This is a genomic window from Pseudomonas nitroreducens NBRC 12694 (genome assembly GCF_002091755.1).
Classification (GTDB): domain Bacteria; phylum Pseudomonadota; class Gammaproteobacteria; order Pseudomonadales; family Pseudomonadaceae; genus Pseudomonas; species Pseudomonas nitroreducens.
Genome location: NZ_BDAI01000002.1, coordinates 173,428 through 198,091, shown reverse-complemented (window position 1 = coordinate 198,091; position 24,664 = coordinate 173,428). Strand labels below are relative to the sequence as shown.

At 66.1% G+C, this 24,664-nt stretch carries 22 protein-coding genes; 9 read left to right on the top strand and 13 right to left on the bottom strand.

Annotation, left to right across the window (positions count from 1 at the left end):
- The first annotated feature begins 42 nt into the window (after nucleotides 1-42).
- From PNI01S_RS06795 to PNI01S_RS06765, 7 genes are all read left to right on the top strand, one after another.
- A complete protein-coding gene (locus PNI01S_RS06795) occupies nucleotides 43-777 on the top strand; it encodes a CTP synthase C-terminal region-related (seleno)protein (protein ID WP_024762293.1) in 735 nt (244 codons plus the stop codon).
- Nucleotides 774-1,097 (top strand): antibiotic biosynthesis monooxygenase family protein, encoded by a 324-nt coding sequence (locus PNI01S_RS06790; protein WP_024762294.1) that lies wholly within the window; start codon nucleotides 774-776, stop codon nucleotides 1,095-1,097. Before PNI01S_RS06795 ends, PNI01S_RS06790 begins: the two co-directional genes overlap by 4 nt.
- A gap of 92 nt (nucleotides 1,098-1,189) precedes the next feature.
- Nucleotides 1,190-1,651 (top strand): hypothetical protein, encoded by a 462-nt coding sequence (locus tag PNI01S_RS06785; protein ID WP_065083857.1) that lies wholly within the window; start codon nucleotides 1,190-1,192, stop codon nucleotides 1,649-1,651.
- A 20-nt stretch (nucleotides 1,652-1,671) separates the two neighbouring features.
- The gene (locus PNI01S_RS06780) at nucleotides 1,672-2,097 is read left to right on the top strand and encodes a VOC family protein (protein WP_084357671.1); all 426 of its coding nucleotides are present in this window, start codon (nucleotides 1,672-1,674) and stop codon (nucleotides 2,095-2,097) included.
- Between the two features lie 116 nt (nucleotides 2,098-2,213).
- On the top strand, nucleotides 2,214-2,873 hold the full coding sequence (locus PNI01S_RS28760) for a C40 family peptidase (protein WP_313463729.1): 660 nt from the start codon (nucleotides 2,214-2,216) through the stop codon (nucleotides 2,871-2,873).
- 146 nt (nucleotides 2,874-3,019) lie between these two features.
- Nucleotides 3,020-3,613 carry a C40 family peptidase gene (locus PNI01S_RS06770; protein WP_037009206.1) on the top strand — a complete coding sequence of 198 codons (594 nt, stop codon included), beginning with the start codon at nucleotides 3,020-3,022 and terminating at the stop codon, nucleotides 3,611-3,613.
- 32 nt (nucleotides 3,614-3,645) lie between these two features.
- Entirely contained in the window at nucleotides 3,646-3,939 is a 294-nt protein-coding gene (locus PNI01S_RS06765) for a hypothetical protein (protein WP_037009208.1), read from the top strand.
- Nucleotides 3,940-3,952: 13 nt separating this feature from the next.
- On the opposite strand, the gene PNI01S_RS06760 is transcribed toward PNI01S_RS06765, so the two are convergent.
- The 10 genes from PNI01S_RS06760 to PNI01S_RS06715 all read right to left on the bottom strand — a co-directional run bounded on the left by PNI01S_RS06760 (nucleotide 3,953) and on the right by PNI01S_RS06715 (nucleotide 18,319).
- The gene (locus tag PNI01S_RS06760; protein ID WP_084357670.1) at nucleotides 3,953-5,437 is read right to left on the bottom strand and encodes an efflux transporter outer membrane subunit; all 1,485 of its coding nucleotides are present in this window, start codon (nucleotides 5,435-5,437) and stop codon (nucleotides 3,953-3,955) included.
- Nucleotides 5,434-8,550 (bottom strand): multidrug efflux RND transporter permease subunit, encoded by a 3,117-nt coding sequence (locus tag PNI01S_RS06755; protein WP_065083853.1) that lies wholly within the window; start codon nucleotides 8,548-8,550, stop codon nucleotides 5,434-5,436. Before PNI01S_RS06755 ends, PNI01S_RS06760 begins: the two co-directional genes overlap by 4 nt.
- A complete protein-coding gene (locus PNI01S_RS06750) occupies nucleotides 8,550-11,672 on the bottom strand; it encodes an MdtB/MuxB family multidrug efflux RND transporter permease subunit (protein WP_065083852.1) in 3,123 nt (1,040 codons plus the stop codon). The genes PNI01S_RS06755 and PNI01S_RS06750 overlap by 1 nt, the downstream gene beginning before the upstream one ends.
- Nucleotides 11,669-12,967: an MdtA/MuxA family multidrug efflux RND transporter periplasmic adaptor subunit gene (locus PNI01S_RS06745; protein WP_065083851.1), complete on the bottom strand. Its 1,299-nt coding sequence runs from the start codon at nucleotides 12,965-12,967 to the stop codon at nucleotides 11,669-11,671. Before PNI01S_RS06745 ends, PNI01S_RS06750 begins: the two co-directional genes overlap by 4 nt.
- A gap of 233 nt (nucleotides 12,968-13,200) precedes the next feature.
- The gene (gene tpx / locus PNI01S_RS06740; RefSeq protein WP_024762304.1) at nucleotides 13,201-13,701 is read right to left on the bottom strand and encodes a thiol peroxidase; all 501 of its coding nucleotides are present in this window, start codon (nucleotides 13,699-13,701) and stop codon (nucleotides 13,201-13,203) included.
- A 144-nt stretch (nucleotides 13,702-13,845) separates the two neighbouring features.
- On the bottom strand, nucleotides 13,846-14,166 hold the full coding sequence (locus PNI01S_RS06735; RefSeq protein ID WP_054908929.1) for a hypothetical protein: 321 nt from the start codon (nucleotides 14,164-14,166) through the stop codon (nucleotides 13,846-13,848).
- A gap of 147 nt (nucleotides 14,167-14,313) precedes the next feature.
- The gene (locus PNI01S_RS06730) at nucleotides 14,314-14,955 is read right to left on the bottom strand and encodes a LysE family transporter (protein ID WP_065083850.1); all 642 of its coding nucleotides are present in this window, start codon (nucleotides 14,953-14,955) and stop codon (nucleotides 14,314-14,316) included.
- 49 nt (nucleotides 14,956-15,004) lie between these two features.
- Nucleotides 15,005-15,394: a VOC family protein gene (locus PNI01S_RS06725; RefSeq protein ID WP_024762307.1), complete on the bottom strand. Its 390-nt coding sequence runs from the start codon at nucleotides 15,392-15,394 to the stop codon at nucleotides 15,005-15,007.
- Between the two features lie 29 nt (nucleotides 15,395-15,423).
- The gene (locus tag PNI01S_RS06720) at nucleotides 15,424-15,924 is read right to left on the bottom strand and encodes a VOC family protein (RefSeq protein WP_065083849.1); all 501 of its coding nucleotides are present in this window, start codon (nucleotides 15,922-15,924) and stop codon (nucleotides 15,424-15,426) included.
- A 196-nt stretch (nucleotides 15,925-16,120) separates the two neighbouring features.
- On the bottom strand, nucleotides 16,121-18,319 hold the full coding sequence (locus tag PNI01S_RS06715) for an OsmC domain/YcaO domain-containing protein (RefSeq protein WP_084357669.1): 2,199 nt from the start codon (nucleotides 18,317-18,319) through the stop codon (nucleotides 16,121-16,123).
- Between the two features lie 202 nt (nucleotides 18,320-18,521).
- Between PNI01S_RS06715 and PNI01S_RS06710 the strand changes: the two genes are divergently transcribed.
- Together PNI01S_RS06710 and PNI01S_RS06705 are read left to right on the top strand one after the other, a co-directional pair.
- On the top strand, nucleotides 18,522-19,709 hold the full coding sequence (locus PNI01S_RS06710) for a BaiN/RdsA family NAD(P)/FAD-dependent oxidoreductase (protein WP_024762309.1): 1,188 nt from the start codon (nucleotides 18,522-18,524) through the stop codon (nucleotides 19,707-19,709).
- A 132-nt stretch (nucleotides 19,710-19,841) separates the two neighbouring features.
- On the top strand, nucleotides 19,842-20,597 hold the full coding sequence (locus PNI01S_RS06705) for a class II aldolase and adducin N-terminal domain-containing protein (protein WP_084357668.1): 756 nt from the start codon (nucleotides 19,842-19,844) through the stop codon (nucleotides 20,595-20,597).
- Between the two features lie 206 nt (nucleotides 20,598-20,803).
- Here the strand turns inward: PNI01S_RS06705 and PNI01S_RS06700 are convergent, their stop codons facing one another.
- Genes PNI01S_RS06700 through PNI01S_RS06690 form a run of 3 tightly spaced genes read right to left on the bottom strand, consistent with a single transcriptional unit; the run spans nucleotide 20,804 to nucleotide 24,664 of the window.
- Nucleotides 20,804-21,826 carry a GlxA family transcriptional regulator gene (locus PNI01S_RS06700; protein WP_084357667.1) on the bottom strand — a complete coding sequence of 341 codons (1,023 nt, stop codon included), beginning with the start codon at nucleotides 21,824-21,826 and terminating at the stop codon, nucleotides 20,804-20,806.
- 9 nt (nucleotides 21,827-21,835) lie between these two features.
- Nucleotides 21,836-23,494 (bottom strand): choline dehydrogenase, encoded by a 1,659-nt coding sequence (locus tag PNI01S_RS06695; protein ID WP_084357666.1) that lies wholly within the window; start codon nucleotides 23,492-23,494, stop codon nucleotides 21,836-21,838.
- Nucleotides 23,495-23,497: 3 nt separating this feature from the next.
- On the bottom strand, nucleotides 23,498-24,664 hold the full coding sequence (locus PNI01S_RS06690) for an aromatic ring-hydroxylating oxygenase subunit alpha (RefSeq protein ID WP_084357665.1): 1,167 nt from the start codon (nucleotides 24,662-24,664) through the stop codon (nucleotides 23,498-23,500).

Sequence of the window (24,664 nt, the reverse complement as noted above, 5' to 3'; positions counted from 1 at the left end):
CATGGGCCCGCCAATGGGCCACGACGCCGGGGGGAACAACGGATGGGAAAACGTCGTAAATCACTGCGGATCGGCCTGATCGGCGACCGCGACAGCCGCGTCACCGCCCACTGGGCGATACCCCTGGCCCTGCAGCAATCGCTGCTGCCGCATTCGGGGACCCTGCGCGTGGACTGGCTGGATACCCCGCGCCTCGCCGAAGGCCTGGAGTTGGAAGGGTACTCGGGCTTCTGGTGCATCCCCGGCAGCCCCTACCTGAACACCGAAGGTGCCTTGCGCGCGATCCGCTTCGCCCGCGAGCGCGAGGTGCCCTTCCTTGGTACCTGCGGTGGCTTCCAGCATGCCCTGCTGGAGCGCGCTCGCCATGTACTGGCCTGGAGCGACGCGGCCCATGGGGAATTGGAGCCGGAGGCGACGCAACAGGTGGTCCATGCGCTGCCCTGCTCCCTGCTGGAAGTCAGCGAGACCATCCGTCTCACGCCCGGTTCGAACCTGGCGGCCATCTACGGGCTGCCGGAGATTCGTGAAGGTTACCGCTGCCGCTACGGCGTGAACCCCGAGTTCCAGGACGTCCTGTTCGGCGGCTCGCTGCGCGCCTGTGCCCGCGGCGAGGACGACAGCATTCGCGCGCTGGAAGCCGCCGACCATCCGTTCTTCATCGCCACCCTGTTTCAACCCGAGCGCAAGGCCCTGGCCGGCATCGCCGTACCGCTGGCCGAGGCGCTCCTGTCCGCCGCGTTCCGCCATCATTCCAGCCGAATAGGGAGTCCCGCATGATCGCCAGCACACCGCAACCGCCATACTACGCCGTGACCTTCACTTCCTACCGAACCGAGCTGGACGAAGGCTACGGCGCCACTGCCGAGCGCATGCTCGAGCTGGCGGCGCAGCAGGACGGCTTCCTTGGCGTCGAGTCCGCCCGGGGTGCCGATGGCCTGGGCATCACGGTGTCCTACTGGCGCGACGAAGCCGCCATCCGCAGCTGGAAGCAGCAGAGTGAACACCGCTTGGCGCAGCAGGCCGGCCGCCGCGACTGGTACAGCGCCTTCCGCGTGCGCATCAGCCGCATCGAGCGCGAGTACGGTTTCGAACGCTGAGCGACCCGTTCTGGCCCAGACACGACATGCCGGGTTCGATGCCCGGCACACATCGTCTAGGCTGGTCCCCATTGAGCAAGGGGGACCGACGCATGCACCGACAAGCCAGTGAACTGCAGGCCGCCTACCTGGGCGAGGTCCGCGGCGAAAACTTCTTTCTCGGCCTGGCCGAGCAATTGCCCGAAGGCGCAGCCTCAATGCTCCTGCTGGCACGGCTGGAGCGCCAGACCGGCCTGCGCATGGCACGCCTGCTGCAGCGCCACGGCCTGCCGCTGGGCGACACCGCCCATGCCGCCGCCCAGGGCCGGCAACGTGCCGCCGACTGGCTCGGGCTCGGCTGGTCGCAGACTCTGGAGAAACTCGAAGTCCTGGTGGCACCTTACGTCCAGCGCTACGACAGCCTGGCCATCGAGGGTGACGACGATGACCGCGACATACTCGACGAACTCGCCGAGCACGAACGTGCCCTGCTGGAATTCACCCGCCTCGCCCGCCAGGGTCAGATAAGCGCGGCCAAGGCTACCATCACTCGCCTGCTGGCCGTACCGGCCTGAAACCGACAAGGAGCATGCCCATGACCCTGTCGCCCTTCCACCTGGCCATCCCCGTCTATGACCTGGCACTGGCGCGGCGTTTCTATGGCGAGGTACTGGGCCTCGGCGAGGGCCGCAGCAGCGCTCAGTGGGTGGATTTCGACTTCTTCGGTCACCAGTTGGTGATCCACCTGCACCCGCGTACAGCCAGCCAGACGGCCGCGCATACCACTGCCGTGGACGGCCACGATGTGCCGGTGCCGCACTTCGGCGTAGTGTTGGACTGGGGGGACTGGGAGCGCCTGGCGCAGCGCCTGCGCGAGCACGGCACGCAGTTTGTCATCGAGCCCCACGTGCGCTTCCAGGGACAGCTGGGCGAGCAGGCGACGTTCTTCTTCTTCGACCCTTGCGGCAATGCCCTGGAGTTCAAGTCGTTCAAGGATATCGGCCAGCTGTTCGCATCCTGACCGTCGGTCAGGCGTGGAAATCGCCTTCATGCCACATGGAAATCTCCTACATAGCACCTGATAGCCAGTTCCTAGGATAACGCCCGTCTCCAACGCTCACCCTGAGGTGACTCGACGTGCGCCCCATCCGCTGGATTCCGTTTTACCTGTTCTGCACCCTGGGTGCGTCCATCGCCCTGGCAGATGATTACGACGCGCCAGACTGGCGTCGTTACGAAAGCGCCGTGATCGACCGGAGCTTCTCGCCCGCTGGCCACGCTTCGCGTGGCGGCGAGCAACGCGGCGTGGCCCATCGCATGCAGCGCAACGGGGAATTCTCACAAGCACACCAACGAAGCGCCGCGGTCCTGGCCTCCCGTGACCACGACCTGGGCAGCCGGCAATTCAGCCCGGTAGACACCTCGCGCATCGTCGAGCGCGCCCACGAGCTGATCGGCACTCCCTACCGCTGGGGCGGTGAAAGCGAGGAAAACGGCTTCGACTGCAGCGGTCTGCTCGTCTATCTCTACCGCAGCATCGCCAACCGCAAGCTGCCGCGCACCACCCATTCGATGATTGCCCAGCGCCAGAACGAAGTCAGCCGCGCCGAACTGCAACCCGGCGACGCGGTCTTCTTCAACCACAACGGCGGCGGCAGCGCCAGCCATGTCGGCCTGTATATCGGCGACGACCGCTTCATCCACGCGCCGCGAACCGGCAAGACCATTCGTATCGACTCCCTGGACAACAGCTACTGGCGGCGCAGCTACACCACCGCGCGTCGTTTCAGCGGCTGAGGCGGCAGACGTTCGAACCGAGTCACTCGTAGATTCATTAATCGGAAAAAACCCACAAGACTATGCAGGTTCCCCACGTTAATCCGATGCAGGAGATTTCTAAGATAACGCCCCGTTTCGCTAACTAGCCACACGATGTGTCGACGATGCGCTTCCTTACCCTGCTGAGCACGACCCTGCTGCTCACCCTGGCCATGCCCTTTGCCGAAGCGCGCGAAGTCAAGCGTCCGGCGCCGCACAAGGCGACATCCCACCTGTCGCGCACAACCCATGCCAAGGTGGTCAATCGCAACAACGTTCGCCCGCACCGGGAACTGAAGCGTCCGCTGCGGACCGGCGCGCACAAGGCAGTGCCATCGACCAACTGGCGAGTGGTCGCTAGAGCCCGAGAGCTCATTGGCCTGCCCTACCGCTATGGCGGCACCACACTGGCCAGCGGCTTTGATTGCAGCGGGCTGCTGGTCTACCTCTTCCGGACGGAGGCTGGCATGCAGTTGCCACGCACCACCGGCGAAATGATCGAGGAAGCCGGGCGTCATGTCGCGCGCGATGAACTCAAACCTGGTGACGCGGTGTTCTTCAATCATAATGGGCGCGGCAATGTCAGCCACGTCGGCCTCTACATCGGCAATAACCTGTTCATTCACGCCCCGAGCAGCGGCGAACGAGTCCGCATGGACTCGCTGAACAGCGATTATTGGGAACGCAGCTTCACCACCGCCCGCCGCTTCAACGGCTGATATTCAATTTCCACCACAGGACCTTCCGAACAATGCCCAGCCTGCTGGTCGAAATAGTGCGCTACACCGAAGAGTGCTTTCCGGGATGGGCGGAATGCCGCTTGATCGACGCGGGTGGGCGTGACTGGCGCTTCCTCAAGCCGCGTGCGCGGCTGCACACCGGCAGCAGCGATGACCGTTTGCCGGCCGTTGGCCGCATCGATTGCGAAGTACTGGAGCGCCTAGACGGCAGCGTATTGGTGAGTACCGCCAGCCCACGTGGCATCAAGTCGCTGGAAGGGGAAAACCGTTTTCGGATTCCCCTGAGCGCCCTGATCGAAGATTGAATCCGGCGCGGGCTCAGTCCCGCGTCGCCTGCCCTTCCTCGGCGATCTTCGCCGCATCCCAACCGCCGCCCAGCGCGGCGATCAGCTGCACGCTGGCGGTCAGGCGGCTGCCGGTCAGGGTCAACAGCGTCCTTTCGTTGGACAGCGCGCTGGTCTGGGTGGTGACGACATCGCTGTAGTCGATGGTCCCGGCCTTGTACTGGTTGGTGGTCAGGCGCAGCGCCTCGCGCGCGGCGTCGAGCGCTTCCTGCTGCACCCCGCTCTCCTCTTCCAGCACCTTGAGCTGGACCATGTAGTCCTCCACCTCGCGGAAGCTGTCCAGCACGGTCTGCCGGTAGCTGGCCACGGTCTGGTCGTAACTCGCCTCGGCCTGCTCGACCTGGGAGGCGATCAGCCCGCCGTCGAACAGCGTCATGGCGAACTGCGGGCCGATGGACCAGTAACGGTTAGGCGTCTCGATCCAGTTCTGGAAGCTGCCGCTGCGGTAGCCGCCGGCGGCGGTGAGGGTCAGGTCGGGGAACCAGGCAGCCTTGGCCACGCCGATCTTGGCGTTGGCGGAGATCACCTGGCGCTCGGCCGAGGCCACGTCCGGGCGGCGCTGCAATATCTCCGACGGCAGTAGCGCGGGCACTGACGGCAGGCTCGGCACACCTTTCACGGCGGCCAGGGAGAACTGCGCCGGCGGTACGCCGACCAGCACCGCGATGGCGTGCTCAAGCTGTGCACGCTGGTACTTCAGGTCGATGGCCTGGGCCTCGGTGCTTTTCAGCTGGGTGCGCGCCTGGGCGACGTCGGCCTTGGTGACGATGCCGGCGTTGTACTGGTTCTCGGTGAGCTTGAGCGAGCGCTGGTAGGCCGTGACCGTGTCGTTGAGCAGCTTGATCTGCTGGTCCATCACGCGCAGCTGCAGGTAGTTCTGGGTCAGCTGGGATTGCAGGGAAAGACGCGAGTTGGCCAGGTCCGCGGCGCTGGCATCCATGCTGGCAGTGTCGGCTTCCAGCTGGCGGCGCAGCTTGCCCCACAGATCGAGCTCCCAACTCACGCCCAGGCTCGCCGAATAGCTGTTGCTGATCGAACTGCTGCCGCCACCACTGCTGACGGTGGAGCCATCGGGCAGGCGTACGCTGCCGCCGCTGCCGGTGCCCTGGCCGGAACGGGTCTTGCCGACGTCGGCACTGATGGTCGGGAAGAACGAGGAACGCGCGCCCTTGGCCAGCGCCTGGGCCTGGCGGTAGGAAGCGACCGACTGCGCCAGGGTCTGGTTGGCGGCAACCAGTCGGGTCTGTAGGTCGTTCAGCGTGGCATCGCCGTACAGTTCCCACCAGGCGCCATGGTTGAAGCCGTCCTGCGGCTTCGCCAGTTGCCAGCCCTCGCCCTCCTTGAAGCTGGCGGGCACCGTCAGCTCGGGGCGCTGGTAGTCCGGACCGATGGCACAACCGGCCAGGGCCACGGCCAGCGCCAGAGCCAGCGGAGTGAGCAGGGAACGGGAACGGATCATACGGGTGTCTCCAGGGCGCCGTCGGTTTTCACACCGCGCTTCTTGTTGACCCAATGGCGCAGGCGGTCGAGGTAGAGGTAGACGACGGGGGTGGTGTAGAGGGTCAGCAACTGGCTGCCGATCAGGCCGCCGACGATGGTCATGCCCAGCGGGCGGCGCAGCGCGGCGTCGCCGCCGATGCCGAAGATCAGCGGCAGCGCGCCGAGGATGGCGGCCAGGGTGGTCATCATGATCGGCCGGAAGCGCTTCATCGCCGCTTCGAGGATCGCATCGCGCGGCGACAGACCGAGTGTGCGTTCGGCGTCCAGGGCGAAGTCGATCATCATGATGGCGTTCTTCTTCACGATGCCAATCAGCAGGATCACCCCGATCAGCGCGATCAGCGACAGTTCGGTGCGGAACAGCATCAGCGTGAGCAACGCACCGACGCCCGCCGAGGGCAGCGTCGAAAGAATGGTCAGCGGATGCACGTAGCTCTCGTAGAGGATGCCCAGCACGATATAAACCGACACCAGCGCCAGCAGGATCAGCCAGGGCATGTCGTTCTGCGTGTCCTGCACCGCGCCGGCGTTGCCTTCGAAGGTGGCCTGGATTTCCATCGGCAGATGGATGGGTTCCACCGCCGCCAGGATCGCGTCGCGGGCCGGGCCGATCTGCGCGCCCTGGGCGAGGTTGAAGGAGAAGGTGGTCGCGGCGAACTGGCCCTGGTGGTTGACCTCCAGCGGTGCGCGGCTCGGCTCGATGTGGGTGAAGGCCGAGAGCGGGATACGCTGCCCTTCGCTGTTGATCACGTAGACCTGGCGCAGCTCCTCGGGGGTTTCCTGGTACGGCTGGGCGACCTCCATCACCACGTGGTACTGGTTCAACGGGTTGAAGATGGTCGAGACCTGGCGCTGGCCGTAGGAGTTGTTCAGCACCGCGTCGACTTCGGCAACGTTCACCCCCAGGCTCGCCGCGCGGTCGCGGTCGATCACCAGGCGGCTCTGCACGCCCTTGTCCTGGGCATCGCTGCTCACGTCGACGATCTGCGGCACCTTGTTCATCGCCGCCTCGACCTTCGGCGCCCATTCGCGCAGCAGCGTGAGGTCGTCGCTGCGCAGGGTGAAGTCGTACTGCGCGTTGCCCTGACGGCCGCCGATGCGCACGTCCTGGCCGGCGACCAGGAACAGATTGGCGCCAGGCACTTCTGCCAGTTTCTTGCGTAGACGATTGACGATGGCTTCTGCCGAGTCGCGCTCGGTGATGTCCTTGAGGGTGACGAAGAAGGAGCCGGTGTTGCTCGACTGCCACTTGCCGCCGCCGACGAAGCCCACCACGTTCTCCACGCCCGGGTCTTCGGAGAGGATCCTGCGGAACTGCGCCATCTTCTTGTCCAGCGCCTGGAACGAGATGCTCTGGTCGGCCACCGCGAAACCGCGCAGGCGCCCGGAATCCTGCTGCGGCAGGAAGCCCTTGGGCACCACCACGAACAGGTACAGGTTCAGCGCGATGCAGCCGAGCATGATCACCAACATCAGCCGCGAGTGCTCCAGCGCCCAGCTCAGGCTGGCGCGGTAGCGCCGCATGAAGGCGACGAAGTAGCGGTTGCTCTGACGCTCCACCGAGGCCTTCTTCGGCCCGCGCTCGACCGGCTTGAGCAGGCGTGCACAGAGCATCGGCGTGAGCGTCAGCGAGACCACCAGTGACACCAGGATGGCCGCCGCCAGGGTCACCGAGAACTCGCGGAACAGCCGCCCGGTGATGCCGCCCATGAGCAGCAGCGGGATGAACACCGCCACCAGCGACAGGGTCATCGACAGCACGGTGAAACTTACTTCCCGCGCACCACGGATAGCGGCCTGGATCGGCGGGTCGCCCTCCTCGATGCGCCGGGCGATGTTCTCCACCACGACGATGGCGTCGTCCACCACGAAACCGGTGGCAATGATCAGCGCCATCAGCGACAGGTTGTTCAGCGAGAAGCCGCACAGGTACATGACCGCGAAGGTCCCCACCAGCGACACCGGTACCGCGAGGCTGGGGATCAGCGTGGCGCGGCCATTGCGCAGGAACAGGTAGACCACCAGGATGACCAGCACCACGGAGATGATCAGGGTCAGCTCGGCCTCTTCCAGCGAGGAGCGGATCGACGGGCTGCGGTCGTCCATCACCGACAGTTTCACCTGCGGGCCGAGCACGTCCTGGATGATCGGCAACTGCTCGTGGATGGCATCGGTGGCCTCGATGATGTTCGCGCCGGGCTGCCGGGTGATGATCAGCAGCACCGCCGGCAGGTCGTCGGAAAAGCCGGCGTTGCGCACGTCTTCCACCGAGTCGGTGACCGTGGCGACGTCCTTCAGACGCACCGCTGCGCCAGTCTCGGCGTTGTAATGGACGATCAGCGGGGCGTATTCGCTGGCCTTGCGCAGCTGGTCGTTGGAGTCCACCTGCCAATGGCGCTCACCGAACTCCAGCGAGCCCTTGGGTCCATCGGCGTTGGTGTTGTTGATCGCCGTGCGCACCGTGTCCAGGGAGATGCCGTAGTGGCTGAGCTGGTCCGGATTGACGTCGACCCGTACCGCCGGCAGCGACGAGCCGCCGATGCTCACCTGCCCCACGCCTTTCACCTGCGCCAGCTTGGGCGAGACGATGGTCGAGGCCAGGTCGTACATCTCCCCGCGGGTGTAGGTGTCCGAGGTCAGCGTGAGGATCATGATCGGCATGTCCGACGGGTTCGCCTTGCGGTACGTCGGGTTGTTCGGCATGCCGGTGGGCAGCAGGCCCATCGCCGAGTTGATCGCCGACTGCACCTCGCGGGCGGCACCGTCGATGTCCTTGGACAGGTCGAACTGCACGATGATGGTGGTGTTGCCCAGGGAGCTGCTGGAGGTCATGTCGGTGACCCCGGCGATGCGCCCCAGCGAGCGTTCCAGTGGCGTCGCCACGGTGGACGCCATGGTTTCCGGGCTGGCGCCGGGCAGCGCGGCCTGCACCAGGATGGTCGGGAAGTCGACGTTGGGCAGCGGCGCCACCGGCAGCAGGCTGAACGACAGCGCGCCGGCCAGCATCAGCGCCAGGGTCAGCAGGCAGGTGGCGACCGGGCGCAGGATGAACAGGCGCGAGAGGCCGCCCATCAGGTGCGCTCCGCCGGGTCGATGCTGTTCACGTCCAGGCCGTGGCGGCCGCGCCAGGCAGCCCAGCGTGCGGCAAGGCGATCGAAGTACAGGTAGATCACCGGCGTGGTGAACAGCGTCAGCAACTGGCTGACCAGCAGACCGCCAACCATGGTGACGCCCAGCGGTTGGCGCAGCTCGGCGCCCGCGCCGCCGGCGAGCATCAGCGGCAAGGCGCCCAGCAGCGCGGCCATGGTGGTCATCAGGATCGGCCGGAAGCGCAGCAGGCACGCCTGGTAGATCGCCTCATGGGGTGGCTTGCCCTCGTTACGCTCGGCGTCCAGGGCGAAGTCGATCATCATGATCGCGTTCTTCTTGACGATGCCGATCAGCAGGATGATGCCGATGATCGCCACGATGCCGATGTCCTGCCCCGACAGCATCAGCGCCAGCAGCGCGCCCACGCCGGCCGAGGGCAGCGTGGAAAGGATGGTCACCGGGTGGATGAAGCTCTCGTAGAGGATGCCCAGCACGATGTACATGGTGACGATGGACGCCAGCACCAGCAGCAGGGTGTTGGACAGCGAGGCCTCGAACGCCTGGGCGGCGCCACGGAAACTGCCCTGCAGGCTGACGGGCATTTCCATCTGCGCCTCGACGTCGCGAATCGCCTGCACCGCCTCGCCGAGGGCGACGCCCTTGGCCAGGTTGAAGGAGATGGTCGCCGCCGGGAACTGGGCGATGTGATTGACCGCCAGCAGGGTGTGGCGCTCCTCCACCTTGGCCAGGCTCGACAGGCGCACCTGGGTACCGTCGCTGGACGGCACGTAGAGGTTCTCCAGCGACTGCGGGCCGATCTGGAATTCCGGCGCCACTTCCAGCACCACGCGGTACTGCGTGGCCTGGGTGAAGATGGTGGAGATCAGCCGCTGGCCAAAGGCGTTGTACAGCACGCTGTCGATGTTCGACAGGCTCACGCCCAGGCGGGAGGCGGTGTCGCGGTCGATGTTGATGTAGGCCTGCAACCCCTTGTCCTGCCAGTCGGTGGCCACGTCGGCCAGCTCCGGCAATTGCTGCAGGCGGTCCACCAGGCGCGGCACCCAGTCGGCAAGCACGTCGGGGTCGGCATCCTGCAGGGTGAACTGGTACTGCGTGCGGGCGATCCGGTCCTCGATGGTCAGGTCCTGCACCGGCTGCATGTACAGCTTGATGCCGGCGATCTGGTCCAGTTCCGGCTGCAGGCGGTGGATCACCTCGGTGGCGGTGACGTCGCGGTCGGCGTGGGGCTTGAGGTTGATCAGCAGGCGCCCGGTATTGAGCGTGGCGTTGGTGCCGTCGACGCCGATGAACGAGGACAGGCTTTCCACCGCCGGGTCCTGCAGCACGATCTTTGCCAGGTCCTGCTGGCGGCTCGCCATGGCCTGGAAGGAAATCGACTGTGGCGCCTCGGCGATGCCCTGGATCACCCCGGTGTCCTGCACCGGGAAGAAGCCCTTGGGCATGAAGATGTACAGCAGCGCGGTGAGCACGACCGTAGCGATGGCCACCAGCAACGTTAGCGGCTGGTGCCGCAGCACCACGCGCAGGGCGGCGGCATAGCGCTCGATCATCTTGTCGATGAAGCGCCCGGCAGCGCGGGCGAAGCGCCCTTCCTGCTCCGGCTCGACATGGCGCAGCAACTTGGCGCTGAGCATCGGCGTCAGGGTCAGGGAGACGAAACCGGAGATCAGGATCGCCACGGCGAGCGTGATGGCGAACTCGCGGAACAGCCGGCCAGCCACGTCGCCCATGAACAGCAGCGGGATCAGCACGGCGATCAGCGAGAAGGTCAGCGAGATGATGGTGAAGCCGATCTGCTTCGAGCCCTTGAGCGCGGCCTCCAGCGGCGGATCGCCCTGCTCCAGGTAGCGCGCAATGTTCTCCACCATGACGATGGCGTCGTCCACCACGAAGCCGGTGGCGATGGTCAGCGCCATCAGCGTCAGGTTGTTGATCGAGAAGCCGGCCAGGTACATCACGCCGAAGGTGCCGATCAGCGACAGGGGCACGGCGAAGCTGGGGATCAGCGTCGCGGAGATATTGCGCAGGAACAGGAAGGTGACCATCACCACCAGGCAGACGGCGAGGAACAGCTCGAACTGCACGTCCGCCACCGAGGCGCGGATGGTCGTGGTGCGGTCGGTGAGCACCGTTACTTCCAGGCTGCCCGGCAGGGTCGCCTGCAGTTGCGGGAGCATCTTCTTGATGCTGTCCACCACCTCGATGACGTTGGCGCCCGGCTGGCGCTGGATGTTCAGCACCACGGCCGGCGAGGTATTGGCCCAGGCGGCCAGGCGCACGTTCTCGGCGTCGTCCTCCACGCTTGCCACGTCACGCACGCGCAAAGGCGAGCCGTTCTTGTAGGCGATGATCAGGTCGCGGTAGGCGTCGGCGGATTTGAGCTGGTCGTTGGCGTCCAGGGTCGAGGAACGGGTCGGGCCATCGAAGCTGCCCTTGGGACCGTTGAGGTTGTTGTTGGTGACGGTGGTCTGCAGGTCCTGCAGGCTCAGGCCGGCCACCGCCAGGGCGCCGGGGTTGGCGCGGATGCGCACCGCGGGGCGCTGGCCGCCGCTGATGCTGACCAGGCCGACGCCGGAAATCTGCGAAATCTTCTGCGCGAGGCGCGTGTCCACCAGGTCCTGGATCTGCGGCAGCGGCATGTCCGGGGACATCACCGCCAGCGTCAGGATCGGTGCGTCCGCCGGATTCACCTTGCTGTACACCGGCTGGTTCGGCAGGTCCTTGGGCAGCAGGCTCTGCGCGGTGTTGATCGCCGCCTGGACTTCCTGTTCGGCGACATCCAGGTTGATCTGCAGGCTGAACTGCAGGGTGATCACCGAAGCGCCACCGGAACTGGTGGAAGACATCTCGTTCAGGCCGGGAATCTGCCCCAGCTGGTTCTCCAGCGGCGCGGTCACCGAGGAGGTCATGATGTCCGGGCTGGCGCCGGGATACAGGGTCACCACCTGGATGGTCGGGTAGTCCACCTCCGGCAGGGCCGAGATCGGCAGGAAGCGGTAGGCGATGATCCCCGACAGCAGGATCGCCACCATCAATAGCGTGGTGGCGACCGGCCGCAGGATGAACAGGCGGGACGGGTTCATTCGCTCTTACCGCTGTCCTGGACCGGAGTGTCCGAGCCGAACGGCTTGGCGGTGGACTTGTCGCCCTCCTCCGTCGCGGCCGCGCGGGCCTTTTCATCGGAGGCGACGATGTTCATGCGGGTGCCTTCGCGCAGACGGTCGGTGCCTTCGACGACCACGCGGTCGCCTTCCTTCAGGCCCTCGGCCACCACCACGCGCTCGCTCTCGCTGGTGCCCAGGGTGACCAGTTGGCGCTTGGCCTTGCTCTCCTCGCCGACCAGGTAGACGTAGGTGCCGTCGTTACCGCGCTGCACGGCGTTGGCCGGGATGGTCAGCACGCCCGGTAGCGTCTCGGCGAGCAGGCGCACGTTGACGAACTGGTTGGGGAACAGTTTGTGGTCGGCGTTCTCGAAACCGGCCTTGAGCTTGACCGTACCGGTGGTGGTGTCGATCTGGTTGTCCAGAGTCTTCAGCACGCCGGTGGCCAGGGTCTGGTTCTGGTTGCGGTCCAGCGCCTCGACCGGCACCGGCTTGTTGCTGTACAGCTCGCGGGCGATGGTACCCAGTTGCTGCTGCGGCAGGCTGAACACCACGGAGATCGGCTTGACCTGAGTGATCACCACCAGCGGCGTGGTGTCGCCGGAGGTGACCAGGTTACCCACGTCCACCTGGCGCAGGCCGACGCGGCCTGCGATGGGCGCGCGCACCTGGGTAAATTCGAGGTTGAGCTTGGCGTCGGCGACCTGGCCCTGGTTGGTCTTCAGGGTGCCTTCGTACTGGCGCACCTGGGCTTCCTGGGTGTCCAGGGTCTGCTTGGCGATGGAGTCCTCGGCGTACAGGCCCTTGTAGCGGGCGAGGTCGATCTGCGCGTTCTTCAGTTGTGCCTGGTTCTGCAGCAAGGTGCCCTGGGCCTGGTCCAGCGCGGCCTGGAACGGACGCGGGTCGATCACCGCGAGAACGTCGCCGGCCTTCACTTCCTGGCCTTCCTGGAATGGCACCTTGACCAGCTGGCCGCTGACCCGCGCGCGGACGTTCACGGTGTTGTAGGCCGTCACCGTACCCAGCGCATGGTAGTGAACCGGCAAGTCGCCCCTGGTCACCGGCGCGACGCTGACGGTCACCGCCGTACCGCCCTGCCCCGCGGCCATCTGCCCCGGCCCCGGTCGCCCGCCACGCCCGCCCTGGGCCGCCGGTGCACCAGTGGAGGTCGAGTGCAGCCACATGATCAGCCCCACCACGGCGGCGAACAGCAGTGCCGTGATAAGCCAGGGGCGCAGTTTGCGGAGTTTGGAGGGCGATCCGTTGCTTGCAGTCATGGGACTCTGTCTTGTTGAAAAGAGGGCTTCACGCAAAAAAGTGAGAATAGCGAGGCTGAACGATAAGCACAGCCAGGCCGCAGGCAAAGTCTCTTTACCCGCTATTTACCTTTGATTTACCGGGAGTTACGAAATTCCGGGGCATTGCGACCCGGATTGACCGGCAGGGTTCCCCGCCAGTGGGCCGACCCTGGATGGGCCGGCCCGGCTTTCTCACGAAAGCAGCAGCGTCATCAGGCCAGGGCGGCGATGGCGGCGGCGTAGTTCGGCTCGTCGGCGATTTCGCCGACCAGCTCGCTGTGCAGCACCTTGTTCTGCTCGTCCAGCACCACCACGGCGCGGGCCGCCAGGCCGGCCAGCGGGCCGTCGGCGATGGCTACGCCGTAGTTGGCGAGGAACTCGCGGCCACGCAGGGTGGACAGGTTCACCACGTTCTCCAGACCTTCGGCGCCGCAGAAGCGCGCCTGGGCGAACGGCAGGTCAGCGGAGATGCACAGCACCACGGTGTTGGCCAGCTTGCTCGCCTCGGCGTTGAACTTGCGCACGGAGGTGGCGCAGGTCGGGGTGTCGACGCTGGGGAAGATGTTCAGCACCTTGCGCTTGCCAGCGTAGGTTTCCAGGGTGACGTCAGACAGGTTGCCGGCGACCAGCGACAGCGCCGGAGCCTGCTCGCCTTTCTGCGGCAGCTTGCCGTCGACGGATACCGGGTTGCCCTTGAGGGTGACTTGAGCCATTGCTTGGGTCCTTCTGTGAGGGATGGCGGCGCTGGCGGGTTGCCAGCGCCGCAGGAGGATTCGGGGCCGGAGCAGATGCTAGCACGACTTGCCCGAGCGCAATGCTCGGACATGCATCCGGCCAACCCTCCCCTCAGGCCCGGCTCAAGCGGCAGCCGCTACAGGAGCGCCGGCAGCAGCGCCCACGAATGCCTGGTCCTGGAACCCACGCGGCAGGCGCTGGGTGCCAGGCATCGCGGCCAGGCGTTTCTCCCAGAAGCTGCGCCAGTCGTTGTGCACGGCTTCTGCGCGGGCCTTGCGCTGGGCACGGCGCGCGGCGTTGCGTGCATCGCGGCGGGCCTCCTTGTAAACGTCGGTGTTACGGCAGCTCCGGCATTTCACCCGGTTCAGCTCGGTGGTGGATTCCAGGTGCTTGCCCGCGTGCCCGCAAGCCAGGTGGCCTTTGACCTTGTAGTGAGTGACCATCGCAGATTCTCCCTGTCCGGCGAGCGCACCCTCGCCGCTTGGCGGTGCCGCAGTCGGGCGAACGGTGCGTGCCGGTTGACTGTGGCGCTCAGGGAGTTGGACGGGCCGCTACGCACTGAGGTTCGAAATATCTGCCAGATGCGACCGTCAGTGGGTCGCTACCATCCGCGCGCCGAACAGCAGGTAGCAGCAGCCGGCAAAGCGATCCAGCGCCCGGCGGAAGCGGCGGTAGACGCCCGCCATGCGCTCGCTGGCAAAGACCAGCACCACGCAGCAGTACCAGCTGAACGACAGCGTCACCATCAGCGCGATAGCCATGCCCAGCAATGCAGCCGAGGGCGCAGCCGGCATGGTGGTGGCGAACAGGGTCGCCACGAACAGCGCGGTCTTCGGATTGGTCAGGTTGCCCAGCAGGCCGAGACGGAACGCCGAGAAGGCACTGCGTTCACGGCTGACTTCAGCGAGGCTCTCTCCACCATCGGCCGGCGTCCTGCGCTTGAGCAGCTTGATGCCGAGATAGATCAGGTAGGCGCCGCCGGCCAGCTTGAAGCCCATGTACAGCGCGGGCGCGGCGCTGAACAGCGACTTGATTCCCAGGCCGCCGGCAAGCCCCCAGATCACCGTGCCGCAGGCAACTCCCAGGGCGGCGATGAGTCCATGGCGACGCGAATGCACAGCGGCGATGCGCGCCGTGGTGAAGAAGTTCGGCCCCGGCGTGACCACCGCCACGGCCCATAACAGGGCCACGGAAAGCAGCGGAGCGAAAGTGCTGGCAGCAGTCATGGGCATTCTCGTCGACAGGATGGCAAGTGCGCATTCTAGCGCCCTCGCTCGCCGCTCACTCCGGCAGATGACAGACGCAACACAGCTTGTTGCCATCCAGGTCGCGCACATAGGCACCGTAATAGGTCGGCGAATAATGCAGACGCAGGCCCGGCGGCCCTTCATCGACGCCGCCCAACTGCATGGCACGAGCATGGAAACTGTCCACCTGATGCCGCGTACGCGCCTCGAAGGCCACCAGGCTGCCATTGCCGGCACTCGCCGCCTGGCCGTCGATGGGCTCGTAGACGCAGAACACCACGTCGCTCTCCGGATGGGCGAAGATCGCCCGCTCCGGCGCATGGCGGTGCGCCTTGAGGACGATCCCCAGCGGCTCGAGCAGCTTGCTGTAGAAAGCGATGGCCCGCGGCAGGTCGTTGGTGCCGACGGTGATATGGCTGAACATGTCGCGCGCCCTCTTCTTCCGTGCCGGCCTCAATTACCCGCGTGGGCACGCTCGATGGCGGCCATGTCCAGCTTCTTCATACCCATCACCGCCTGCAGCGTGCGGCTGGCCCTGGCCTTGTCCGGGTCGGCGACCATGTCGCCGACATGGCGCGGGCAGATCTGCCAGGACACCCCGTAGCGATCCTTCAGCCAGCCGCAGATCTGTGCTTCCACCGGACCGCCGGCGCCGAGCTTGTCCCAGAAGTGGTCGATCTCCTTCTGGCTGTCGCACATCACCTGCAGCGACAGCGCCTCGGTGAAGTTGAACGCCGGCCCGCCGTTGAGGGCGATGAAGGTCTGGCCGTCGAGTTCGAACTCCACCGTCAGCACCGAGCCGGGCACGCCGCCGTGGCGGTCCTTCTCGGCTTCGGGGTAATAGGCGGTCTGGACGATCCGCGAGTTGGGGAATATCCCGGTGTAGAACTTGGCCGCTTCCTCGGCCTTGCCGTCGAACCACAGGCAGGGGGTGACGCGTTGCAGGCTGGACATGGTGACTCTCCTGATTCTCACGCGGTCGGCGTGACCGGCATGCAGCTTGGTCGCCTGGGCGACGGCGGAATCGACAAGTCTAGGCGGACTTTCGCGCCTCACCGGACGACCGGTCGGGCGGTATGCCGGGTTCGCCGCGCAGGAACCCTGCAGACGAAAAAGGCACCCGAAGGTGCCTTTCTGCTCAGAGGCCCGATCAGCGCGCCACTGCCCTGGCCCGAGCCTGGTGCAGCTTCTTGTAGCTCTCGATCAGGCGCAGGTGCTTGTCCAGCCCTTCCAGCTTCATGCTGGTCGGTGTCAGGCCGTAGAAACGCACGCTGCCGTCCAGCGAACCCAGCACCGCGTCCATGCGCTCGTTGCCGAACATGCGGCGGAAGTTGGTCTCGAAGTCGGCCATCTCCAGTTCCTCGTCCAGCTGCACTTCCAGCGCCGCATTGAGCGCCTGGTAGAACAGCCCGCGTTCGACGGTGTTGTCGTTGTACTGGAGGAACATCTCCACCAGCTCCTTGGCGTTCTCGAAACGCTTCACCGCGAGGTTGATCAGCAGCTTGAGCTCCAGGATGGTCAGCTGGCCCCAGACCGTGTTGTCGTCGAACTCGATGCCGATCAGCGTGGTGATGTCGGTGTAGTCGTCCACCTCGCAGGCTTCCAGGCGCTTGAGCAGCGATTTGAGGCGGACGATGTTCAGACTGTGCAGGTTGAGGATGTCCGCGCGGAACGCCAGGGCCTTGTTGGTGTTGTCCCAGATCAGGTCTTCCACCGGGTAGATTTCCGAGTAGCCGGGCACCAGGATGCGGCAGGCGGTGGCGCCCAGGTGCTGGTACACGGCCATGTAGACCTCCTTGCCCTGCTCTTCGAGGATACCGAAGAGGGTCCGGGCTTCCTGCGCGTTGGAGTCCTCGCCGTGGCCGGAGAAGTCCCACTCGACGAACTCGAAATCGGCCTTGGCGCTGAAGAAGCGCCACGACACCACGCCGCTGGAATCGATGAAGTGCTCGACGAAGTTGTTCGGCTCGGTCACCGCCTGGCTTTCGAAAGTCGGCCGCGGCAGGTCGTTGAGGCCCTCGAAGCTGCGGCCCTGGAGCAGCTCGGTGAGGCTGCGCTCCAGCGCCACTTCCAGGCTGGGGTGCGCGCCGAAGGAGGCGAACACGCCACCGGTGCGCGGGTTCATCAGGGTCACGCACATCACCGGGAACTCGCCGCCCAGGGACGCGTCCTTGACCAGCACCGGGAAGCCCTGTTCCTCCAGGCCCTTGATGCCGGCGACGATGCCCGGGTACTTGGCCAGCACCTCCTGCGGCACGTCCGGCAGCGCCAGCTCGCCTTCGAGGATTTCACGCTTCACCGCGCGCTCGAAGATTTCCGACAGGCACTGCACCTGAGCTTCGGCCAGGGTGTTGCCGGCGCTCATGCCGTTGGAGAGGTAGAGGTTCTCGATCAGGTTCGACGGGAAGTACACCGTCTCACCGTCGGACTGGCGCACGAACGGCAGCGAGCAGATGCCGCGCTCGGTGTTGCCCGAGTTGGTGTCGTACAGGTGCGAGCCGCGCAGTTCGCCGTCCGGGTTGTAGACCTCCAGGCAGTGCTCGTCGAGGATTTCCTCCGGCAGCGCGTCCTTGGGGCCGGGCTTGAACCAGCGCTCGTCGGGGTAATGCACAAAGGGCGCGTTGGCGATCTCCTCGCCCCAGAACTGGTCGTTGTAGAAGAAGTTGCAGTTCAGCCGCTCGATGAACTCGCCCAGCGCCGAAGCCAGCGCGCTTTCCTTGGTGGCGCCCTTGCCGTTGGTGAAGCACATCGGCGATTGCGCGTCGCGGATGTGCAGCGACCAGACGTTGGGCACGATGTTGCGCCAGGAGGCGATCTCGATCTTCATCCCCAGGCCGGCGAGGATTTCCGACATGTTGGCGATGGTCTGCTCCAGCGGCAGGTCCTTGCCCGGAATGTAGGTGGTGGTATCCGCGCTCGCACTCGGCATCAGCAGCGCCTGGGCGTCGGCGTCGAGGTTTTCCACCTCCTCGATGACGAAGTCCGGGCCGGTCTGCACCACCTTCTTCACCGTACAGCGGTCGATGGAGCGCAGGATGCCCTGGCGGTCCTTCTCGGAGATATCCGCCGGCAGCTCCACCTGGATCTTGAAGATCTGCTTGTAGCGGTTTTCCGGGTCGACGATGTTGTTCTGCGACAGGCGGATATTGTCCGTGGGGATGTCGCGGGTCTGGCAGTAGAGCTTGACGAAGTAAGCCGCGCACAGCGCCGAGGAAGCCAGGAAGTAGTCGAACGGACCGGGAGCCGAGCCATCGCCCTTGTAGCGGATGGGCTGGTCGGCAATCACCGTGAAGTCGTCGAACTTGGCTTCGAGTCGGAGGTTGTCGAGAAAATTGACCTTGATTTCCATGCGGGCATTACCAGTAGAAAGCGAACTGCCCGGCATTATCCGGACAAAAGCGCCGCGGGGATATCCCGATGTACCCGGCGCCGGTCTGGACGCCTGCCCTCATGGCAGATGCGTACTCGACGCATGGTCGAGCGCAGGCCCGTGCTTCGGGTAAGATGCGCCGCCTCCAGCGTCAGCCAACCCGTACTACAAGGAAACCACCGTGCTCACCTCCCAGGTCATCATCATCGGCGCCGGCGCCGCGGGACTGATGTGTGCCATGAGCGCCGCCGCGCGCGGTCGCCAGGTTCTGCTGATCGACCACGCCAACAAGGCCGGCAAGAAGATCCTCATGTCCGGTGGCGGGCGCTGCAACTTCACCAACCTGTACTGCGAGCCGGTCAACTTCCTCTCGCACAATCCACATTTCTGCAAGTCCGCGCTGGCGCGCTTCACCCAGTGGGACTTCATCGCTCTGGTGGCCAAGCACGGCGTGCCCTACCACGAGAAGAAGCTCGGCCAGCTGTTCTGCGATAACAAGTCCAGCGACATCCTCGGCCTGCTGCTGGACGAGTGCGACCAGGCCGGCGTCGACCTGCGCCTGGACACCTCGGTGAGCGAGATCGCCCGCCTCGACGAAGGCGGCTACCAGTTGCAGACCAGCCTCGGCCCGGCGCGTTGTGAATCCCTGGTGATCGCCACCGGCGGCCTGTCCATCCCGACCCTGGGCGCCACCGGCTTCGGCTACCAGATCGCCCGCCAGTTCGGCCACAGCGTGCTGCCGACCCGAGCCGGCCTGGTGCCTTTCACCCTTACCGATCCGCAACTCAAGGCCCTGTGCACCGAGCTGTCCGGCACCTCGGTGGAGGACTGCCGGGTCAGCTGCAACGGCCAGAGCTTCGTCGAGAACATCCTGTTCACCCACCGCGGCCTCAGCGGTCCGGCGATCCTGCAGATATCCTCCTACTGGCAGCCTGGCGACACCCTCAGCATCGACCTCCTGCCGCATATCGACCTGCCTGCCTGGCTCGCCGAGCAGCAGCGAGAGCGCCCCAACAGCGAGCTGAAGACGTTGCTGGGCGAGCTGTTCACCAAGAAGATGGCCGGCCTGCTGGCCGAACAGTGGTTCGTCTCCAAACCCATGAAGCAGTACACGCCAGGCGAGCTCAAGGCCATCGCCGAACGCCTGGGCGACTGGCAACTGGTGCCCGCCGGCACCGAGGGCTACCGCACGGCGGAAGTCACCCTAGGCGGCGTGGACACCCGCGAGGTGTCGTCCAAGACCCTGGAGTCGCTGAAATCCCCCGGCCTGTACTTCGTCGGCGAAGTGCTGGATGTCACCGGCCACCTGGGCGGCTTCAACTTCCAGTGGGCCTGGGCCTCGGGCTACGCGGCGGCGCAGTTCGTCTAGGGCTGGCGACGCATTCGACGACCGGCCGAGCGGCACGCCCGGTCGTTCCGCATCAAGTCCAGTGGCGCCACAACCCTAGACTCGGAAGCCAGGCCCGGCCAGCCCGGCACGGGCATCGCTCCCGGAGCCGCCATGCCAACGCTCGCCAGCCGCACCCTCGACACCGGCCTGGAACGCCAGGGCCGCATCGACCTTGCCTGCGCCTTCCGCTGGGCCGCACGCCTGAACCTGCACGAGGCCATCGCCAATCACTTCAGCCTGGCGTTGTCCGCCGATGGCCGGGACTTCCTGATCAACCCCTACGGCCGGCACTTCTCGCAGATGCGCGCCAGCGACCTGCTGCGCCTGCACGCAGACGACCCCGAGGCAATCAACCGCCCGGACGCACCGGATATCACCGCCTGGGCGCTGCATGGCGCACTGCACCGCAACAACCCGCAGGCACGCTGCATCCTGCATGTGCACTCGAAGTACGCCACCGCCCTCGCCTGCCTGGACGACTCACGGCTGCCGCCCATCGAGCAGAACAGCATGCGCTTCTTCGAGCGCGTGGCCATCGACAAGGGCTTCGACGGCATGGGCCTGGGCGATGAGGCCGAGCGCGTCAGCCGCCTGCTGGGCGACAAGCCGATCCTGCTGATGGGGAACCACGGCGTGCTGGTCGCGGCGCCCAGCGTGGCCCAGGCCTTCGACGACCTCTATTACTTCGAGCGCGCCTGCGAGGTCTACCTCACCGCCCTGGCCACCGGCCGCCCGCTGCGCATCGCCAGCGACGAGGTCGCGCGCAAGACCATGCACCAGTGGCTGGAGTATCCGGGCTTCGCCGAGCGGCATTTCGCGGCGCTGCGGGAGATGTTGCTGGAGAGCGAACCGGCGTTCGTCGATTGAGATACGACGGAGCACCGGGGCTCCGTCGGGATAACCCTGCGCGCCTCAGCCCTCTCCCCCCGCCCTCTCCCTGAAGGGAGAGGGAGCTGTCCATGCCGACTGACACAATTGCTTCAACCTGCATCGGACGGTCCCCTCTCCCTTCAGGGAGAGGGTTAGGGAGAGGGAAAGCCCGGGCATGGCCTGTCCGAGAGAGGCCCTTGCTTCTAGGAATCGCGCCCCAACGGCTGGCGCATCACCGGAGCGCTATAGGTCTGGGTGCGGTCCGCACTGGGCGGGCAACCGAAATGCGCTCGATACGCGCGGGAGAAATGCTCCAGCGAACCGAAACCGGAACTCGCCGCGACCTGTGCCACGCTCAGGCGCGTCTGCTGCAGCAGGCTGTGGGCGCGGCCCAGCCTCAGGACGATGTAGTACTTGAGCGGCGACAACCCGGTGTGCTGCTTGAACTGCCGCTCCAGTTGGCGCCTGGAAAGCCCGACGCGCTCGGCGATGGCATCGCACTCCAGTGGTTCCTCCAGCGCCTGCTCCATCAGCGCGATGGCGCGGCGCACCTTGCCACCGTGGGCATGAGCGTCGCTCTGCCGGCCCTGCAACTGGTGCGCGCCGGGCTCGCGGGTTTCGCCCAGCAGCAGGTGCATGGCGATCTCCCGCGACAGGTCTGTGTCCACCCGCTGGGCGATCCAGCCCAGCATCAGGTCGAGGATGGCGCTGGCCCCGGCGCAGGTCAGGCGCTGGCGGTCGAGGGTGTAGAGCTGCGCGCGGGCCTGGACCTTCGGGTAACTCTCCCGGAAGCCCTGCAGGTTGTCCCAGTGCACCGCTGCGGGAAACCCGTCGAGCACCCCGGCGGCGGCCAGCAGTTCGGTGCCGGTCTCGATGCCCGCCAGCGTGGCGCCGAACGCCGCCTGCCGGCGCAGCCAGCTCTTCAGCAGTCGATTGCGCGCATGCTTGTGCACGTCGAAGCTGGCGATGACGAAGCAGGCATCCCAGCCCCGCTCCGGGTCGATGGCCTCGTGGACCGTGCTGGTCAGGCCGTTGCTGGCGGTGACCGGCTCGCCGTCCAGCGACAGCAACTGCCACTCGAACAGCGCCTCGCCGCCCAGCCAGTTGGCGATCGCCAGCGGCTCGACCACCGCCGCCAGCCCCAGGCCAGGGAACGACGGCAACAACAGCAGGCCCACGCGCAAAGGTTCGCGGCGGAACCGGGAAGGCGGTGCAACACTGGCCATCGACGCTCCTTAGCGCTGTTGGTGCTGCCACTGCGGATGCAGCCACACCGGGACATTGGCCGCCGGCAGCGGCGGCATTCCCCGGATCATATCGCTGGCCTTCTCGGCGATCATCACCGTCGGCGCATTGGTGTTGCCGCTGACGATGTTCGGCATGATCGACGCGTCCACCACGCGTAGCCCCTGCAGCCCGTGCACGCGCAACTGTGGATCGACTACCGCTTCGGGGTCATTGACCAGGCCCATCTTGCAGGTGCCGCTGGCGTGGTAGCCGGTCTCGGTCACCCGGCGCGCCCAGGCGTCCAGCTCGGCGTCGCTGTATGCCAGCGGGCCGGGCGTCAGCTCTTCGCCGGCCAGGCCGCGCATCGACGGCTGGCGCATCAATTCGCGCACCAGCCTCGCGCCGGCTCGCATGTCAGCGCGGTCCCGTTCGGTCTGCAGGTAATTGAAGAGAATGCGTGGCGCCTGCCGTGCCTCGGCGCTGCGCAGGGTCACGCTGCCTAGACTCGTGGGGCGCATCAGGTCGATGTGCACTTGGAAGGCATGCTCCGGCACCGGCGCCACGCTGCCCGGCTGCACCGCCAGCGGCATGAAGGTCAGTTGCAGATCCGGATGCTCGACTCCAGCGCGGGAGCGGATGAAGGCGCCGGCCTCGAAATGGTTGCTCGCTGCCAGCCCGTCATGGCTGGCGAACCAGCGGGCGCCGATCCACCACTTGCCCGGCATGCGGGTCCAGGGATAGATCGACACCGGCGCCTTGCAGCGGAACTGCACGACGCTGTCCGGATGGTCGTTGAGCCGGCGGCCGACGCCGGGTAGATCATGCTTCACTGCGATGCCCAATTGGCGCAGCTCATCCGCCGGGCCGATGCCCGAGAGCAACAGCAGATGCGGCGAATTGATCGCCCCCGCGGTCAGCAGCACTTCGCGGCTTGCGCGGGCGGTCAGTGCCTGGCCGTTCTGTTCGTACTCCACGCCCACGGCACGCTCACCCTCGAAGAGCACACGCAGCGCCAGCGCCCCGGTGGCGACAGTGACATTGCCGCGCCCCAGCGCCTCGCTCAGGTACCCGCGTGATGTGCTCCAGCGCCGCCCCTGACGCGTGGTGCGGTCCACCGGGCCGAAGCCCTCCTGGCGATGACCGTTGAGATCGCTGCTGCGCCCGTAGCCGGCCTCCTCGCCCGCCGCGACGAAAGCCGCGCACAGCGGCGTGTCGATATCACCCGGAGTGACATGCAGGTGCCCCGCCGCGCCGTGGTAATCGTCGGCGCCATTGGCGTGGTTCTCCGAACGAATGAAATACGGCAGCACATGCTGGTAGTCCCACCCCGCGCAGCCTTGCGCGGCCCAGCCGTCATAATCGCGGGCGTGGCCACGGATGTAGACCATGCCATTGATCGAGGACGACCCGCCCAGCGTACGCCCGCGCGGCGTGGCGATCCGCCGGCCATCCAGATACGGCTCCGGCTCGCTGCTGTAGCTCCAGTTGTAACGTGTACCACCGACCACGATGCCCACCGCCGAGGGCATGTCGATGGTCCAGCTCCTGTCCGCCGGGCCCGCCTCCAGCATGAGGATGCGCACGGCCGGATCGGCGCCCAGGCGGTTGGCCAGGACACAGCCGGCCGAGCCCGCGCCGACGATGACGTAGTCGTAGTCCATGGCCATTCCTCAGCGCTGCGCGCCGTGGATGCCCTGGAACACCAGGCGGTGGAAGTGGTGCACCAGGTGCTCGCTCTCGTTGCTGCGCTCGGCGTCGATCATGTAGCGGCCCTGGTCGTAGCCCATGGAGTGCAGGCCCTTCTGCACGCTGATGTTCAGGGAGATGTCCTCGGGTCCCAGCTCCTCGTTCATCCAGCGCATGCAGGCCTTGCTCACCTCGGCGGTCTGCTCGTTCGCCGAGTAGTAGCCAAAGCGCAGCAGCGAACGCTCGGCGTCCAGCGGAATCATGATGAAGGTGCCGAGGAACTCGGAAAACGGGAAGGTGTAGAAGGTGTTGTTCGGCCACAGGCCGATGTTGAAGAAGCACTCGTCGGGGTTCAGGTCGCTGCGCAGTTTCACGCCGTAGGCTTCGCCGGCCTCAAGATTCGCCGGGGCGATGTAGGTCCACCAGTTGTCGCGCTTGGTCAGTCGGTAGCCCTTGAAGTCGATCAGCTTGGCGAGGTCGATGTGGCACGGCCCGGAGAGCTTGAAGTGATAGCCCTCGATGGAGTTGTCCATGATCACCTTCCAGTTGGCCGGGACGATCACGTCCGCCTCCTCGATCAGGCGCATGTCGGCGAGGTTCGGGAACACCCGGTGCATCTCCTCGTCGGCGCCAGGGAACAGCTCGGCCAGCGACGGTGCGTTCGGGTCGAGGTTGAAGTAGAGGAAGCCGCCCAGTTCCTCCAGGCGCACCTGCGGGATGGCGAATTCTTCCTTGTCGAAGTTCTTGATGCGCTCGCAGCGCGGCGCACTGCGCAGCGCGCCGTCCATCTCGTAGCACCAGGAGTGGTAGGCGCAGCGCACGATGCCGCCGGTGTTGCCGCGACGCTCCTCCAGCAGGCGGTTGCCGCGGTGTTGGCAGACGTTGTGGAAGGCGCGGATGTTCCCACTGCGGCTGCGGGCGATGACGATGCTCTGGTCGAACAGGTCGCAGACCACGTACTGCCCAACCTCCGCGAACTCGCTCAGGTGCCCGGCGACGTGCCAGGAGCGCAGGAAGATATTGTCGCGTTCGGCCTTGAACAGCGCCTCGTCGAAGAAATAGCGCGACGGCAGGGTGAAGGCCTGCTCCGGGTCCTGGCGGTCCCAGCCGTCGATGGAAGTACGCAGTTTCAGGCTCTCGATGGACGACAT

Coding starts and splice junctions, on each gene's coding strand:
- PNI01S_RS06795 (WP_024762293.1), top strand. CDS start 43: ATGGGAAAACGTCGTAAATCACTGCGGATCGGCCTGATCGGCGACCGC.
- PNI01S_RS06790 (WP_024762294.1), top strand. CDS start 774: ATGATCGCCAGCACACCGCAACCGCCATACTACGCCGTGACCTTCACT.
- PNI01S_RS06785 (WP_065083857.1), top strand. CDS start 1,190: ATGCACCGACAAGCCAGTGAACTGCAGGCCGCCTACCTGGGCGAGGTC.
- PNI01S_RS06780 (WP_084357671.1), top strand. CDS start 1,672: ATGACCCTGTCGCCCTTCCACCTGGCCATCCCCGTCTATGACCTGGCA.
- PNI01S_RS06770 (WP_037009206.1), top strand. CDS start 3,020: ATGCGCTTCCTTACCCTGCTGAGCACGACCCTGCTGCTCACCCTGGCC.
- PNI01S_RS06765 (WP_037009208.1), top strand. CDS start 3,646: ATGCCCAGCCTGCTGGTCGAAATAGTGCGCTACACCGAAGAGTGCTTT.
- PNI01S_RS06760 (WP_084357670.1), bottom strand. CDS start 5,437: ATGATCCGTTCCCGTTCCCTGCTCACTCCGCTGGCTCTGGCGCTGGCC.
- PNI01S_RS06755 (WP_065083853.1), bottom strand. CDS start 8,550: ATGGGCGGCCTCTCGCGCCTGTTCATCCTGCGCCCGGTCGCCACCTGC.
- PNI01S_RS06750 (WP_065083852.1), bottom strand. CDS start 11,672: ATGAACCCGTCCCGCCTGTTCATCCTGCGGCCGGTCGCCACCACGCTA.
- PNI01S_RS06745 (WP_065083851.1), bottom strand. CDS start 12,967: ATGACTGCAAGCAACGGATCGCCCTCCAAACTCCGCAAACTGCGCCCC.
- tpx (WP_024762304.1), bottom strand. CDS start 13,701: ATGGCTCAAGTCACCCTCAAGGGCAACCCGGTATCCGTCGACGGCAAG.
- PNI01S_RS06735 (WP_054908929.1), bottom strand. CDS start 14,166: ATGGTCACTCACTACAAGGTCAAAGGCCACCTGGCTTGCGGGCACGCG.
- PNI01S_RS06730 (WP_065083850.1), bottom strand. CDS start 14,955: ATGCCCATGACTGCTGCCAGCACTTTCGCTCCGCTGCTTTCCGTGGCC.
- PNI01S_RS06725 (WP_024762307.1), bottom strand. CDS start 15,394: ATGTTCAGCCATATCACCGTCGGCACCAACGACCTGCCGCGGGCCATC.
- PNI01S_RS06720 (WP_065083849.1), bottom strand. CDS start 15,924: ATGTCCAGCCTGCAACGCGTCACCCCCTGCCTGTGGTTCGACGGCAAG.
- PNI01S_RS06715 (WP_084357669.1), bottom strand. CDS start 18,319: ATGGAAATCAAGGTCAATTTTCTCGACAACCTCCGACTCGAAGCCAAG.
- PNI01S_RS06705 (WP_084357668.1), top strand. CDS start 19,842: ATGCCAACGCTCGCCAGCCGCACCCTCGACACCGGCCTGGAACGCCAG.
- PNI01S_RS06700 (WP_084357667.1), bottom strand. CDS start 21,826: ATGGCCAGTGTTGCACCGCCTTCCCGGTTCCGCCGCGAACCTTTGCGC.
- PNI01S_RS06695 (WP_084357666.1), bottom strand. CDS start 23,494: ATGGCCATGGACTACGACTACGTCATCGTCGGCGCGGGCTCGGCCGGC.
- PNI01S_RS06690 (WP_084357665.1), bottom strand. CDS start 24,664: ATGTCGTCCATCGAGAGCCTGAAACTGCGTACTTCCATCGACGGCTGG.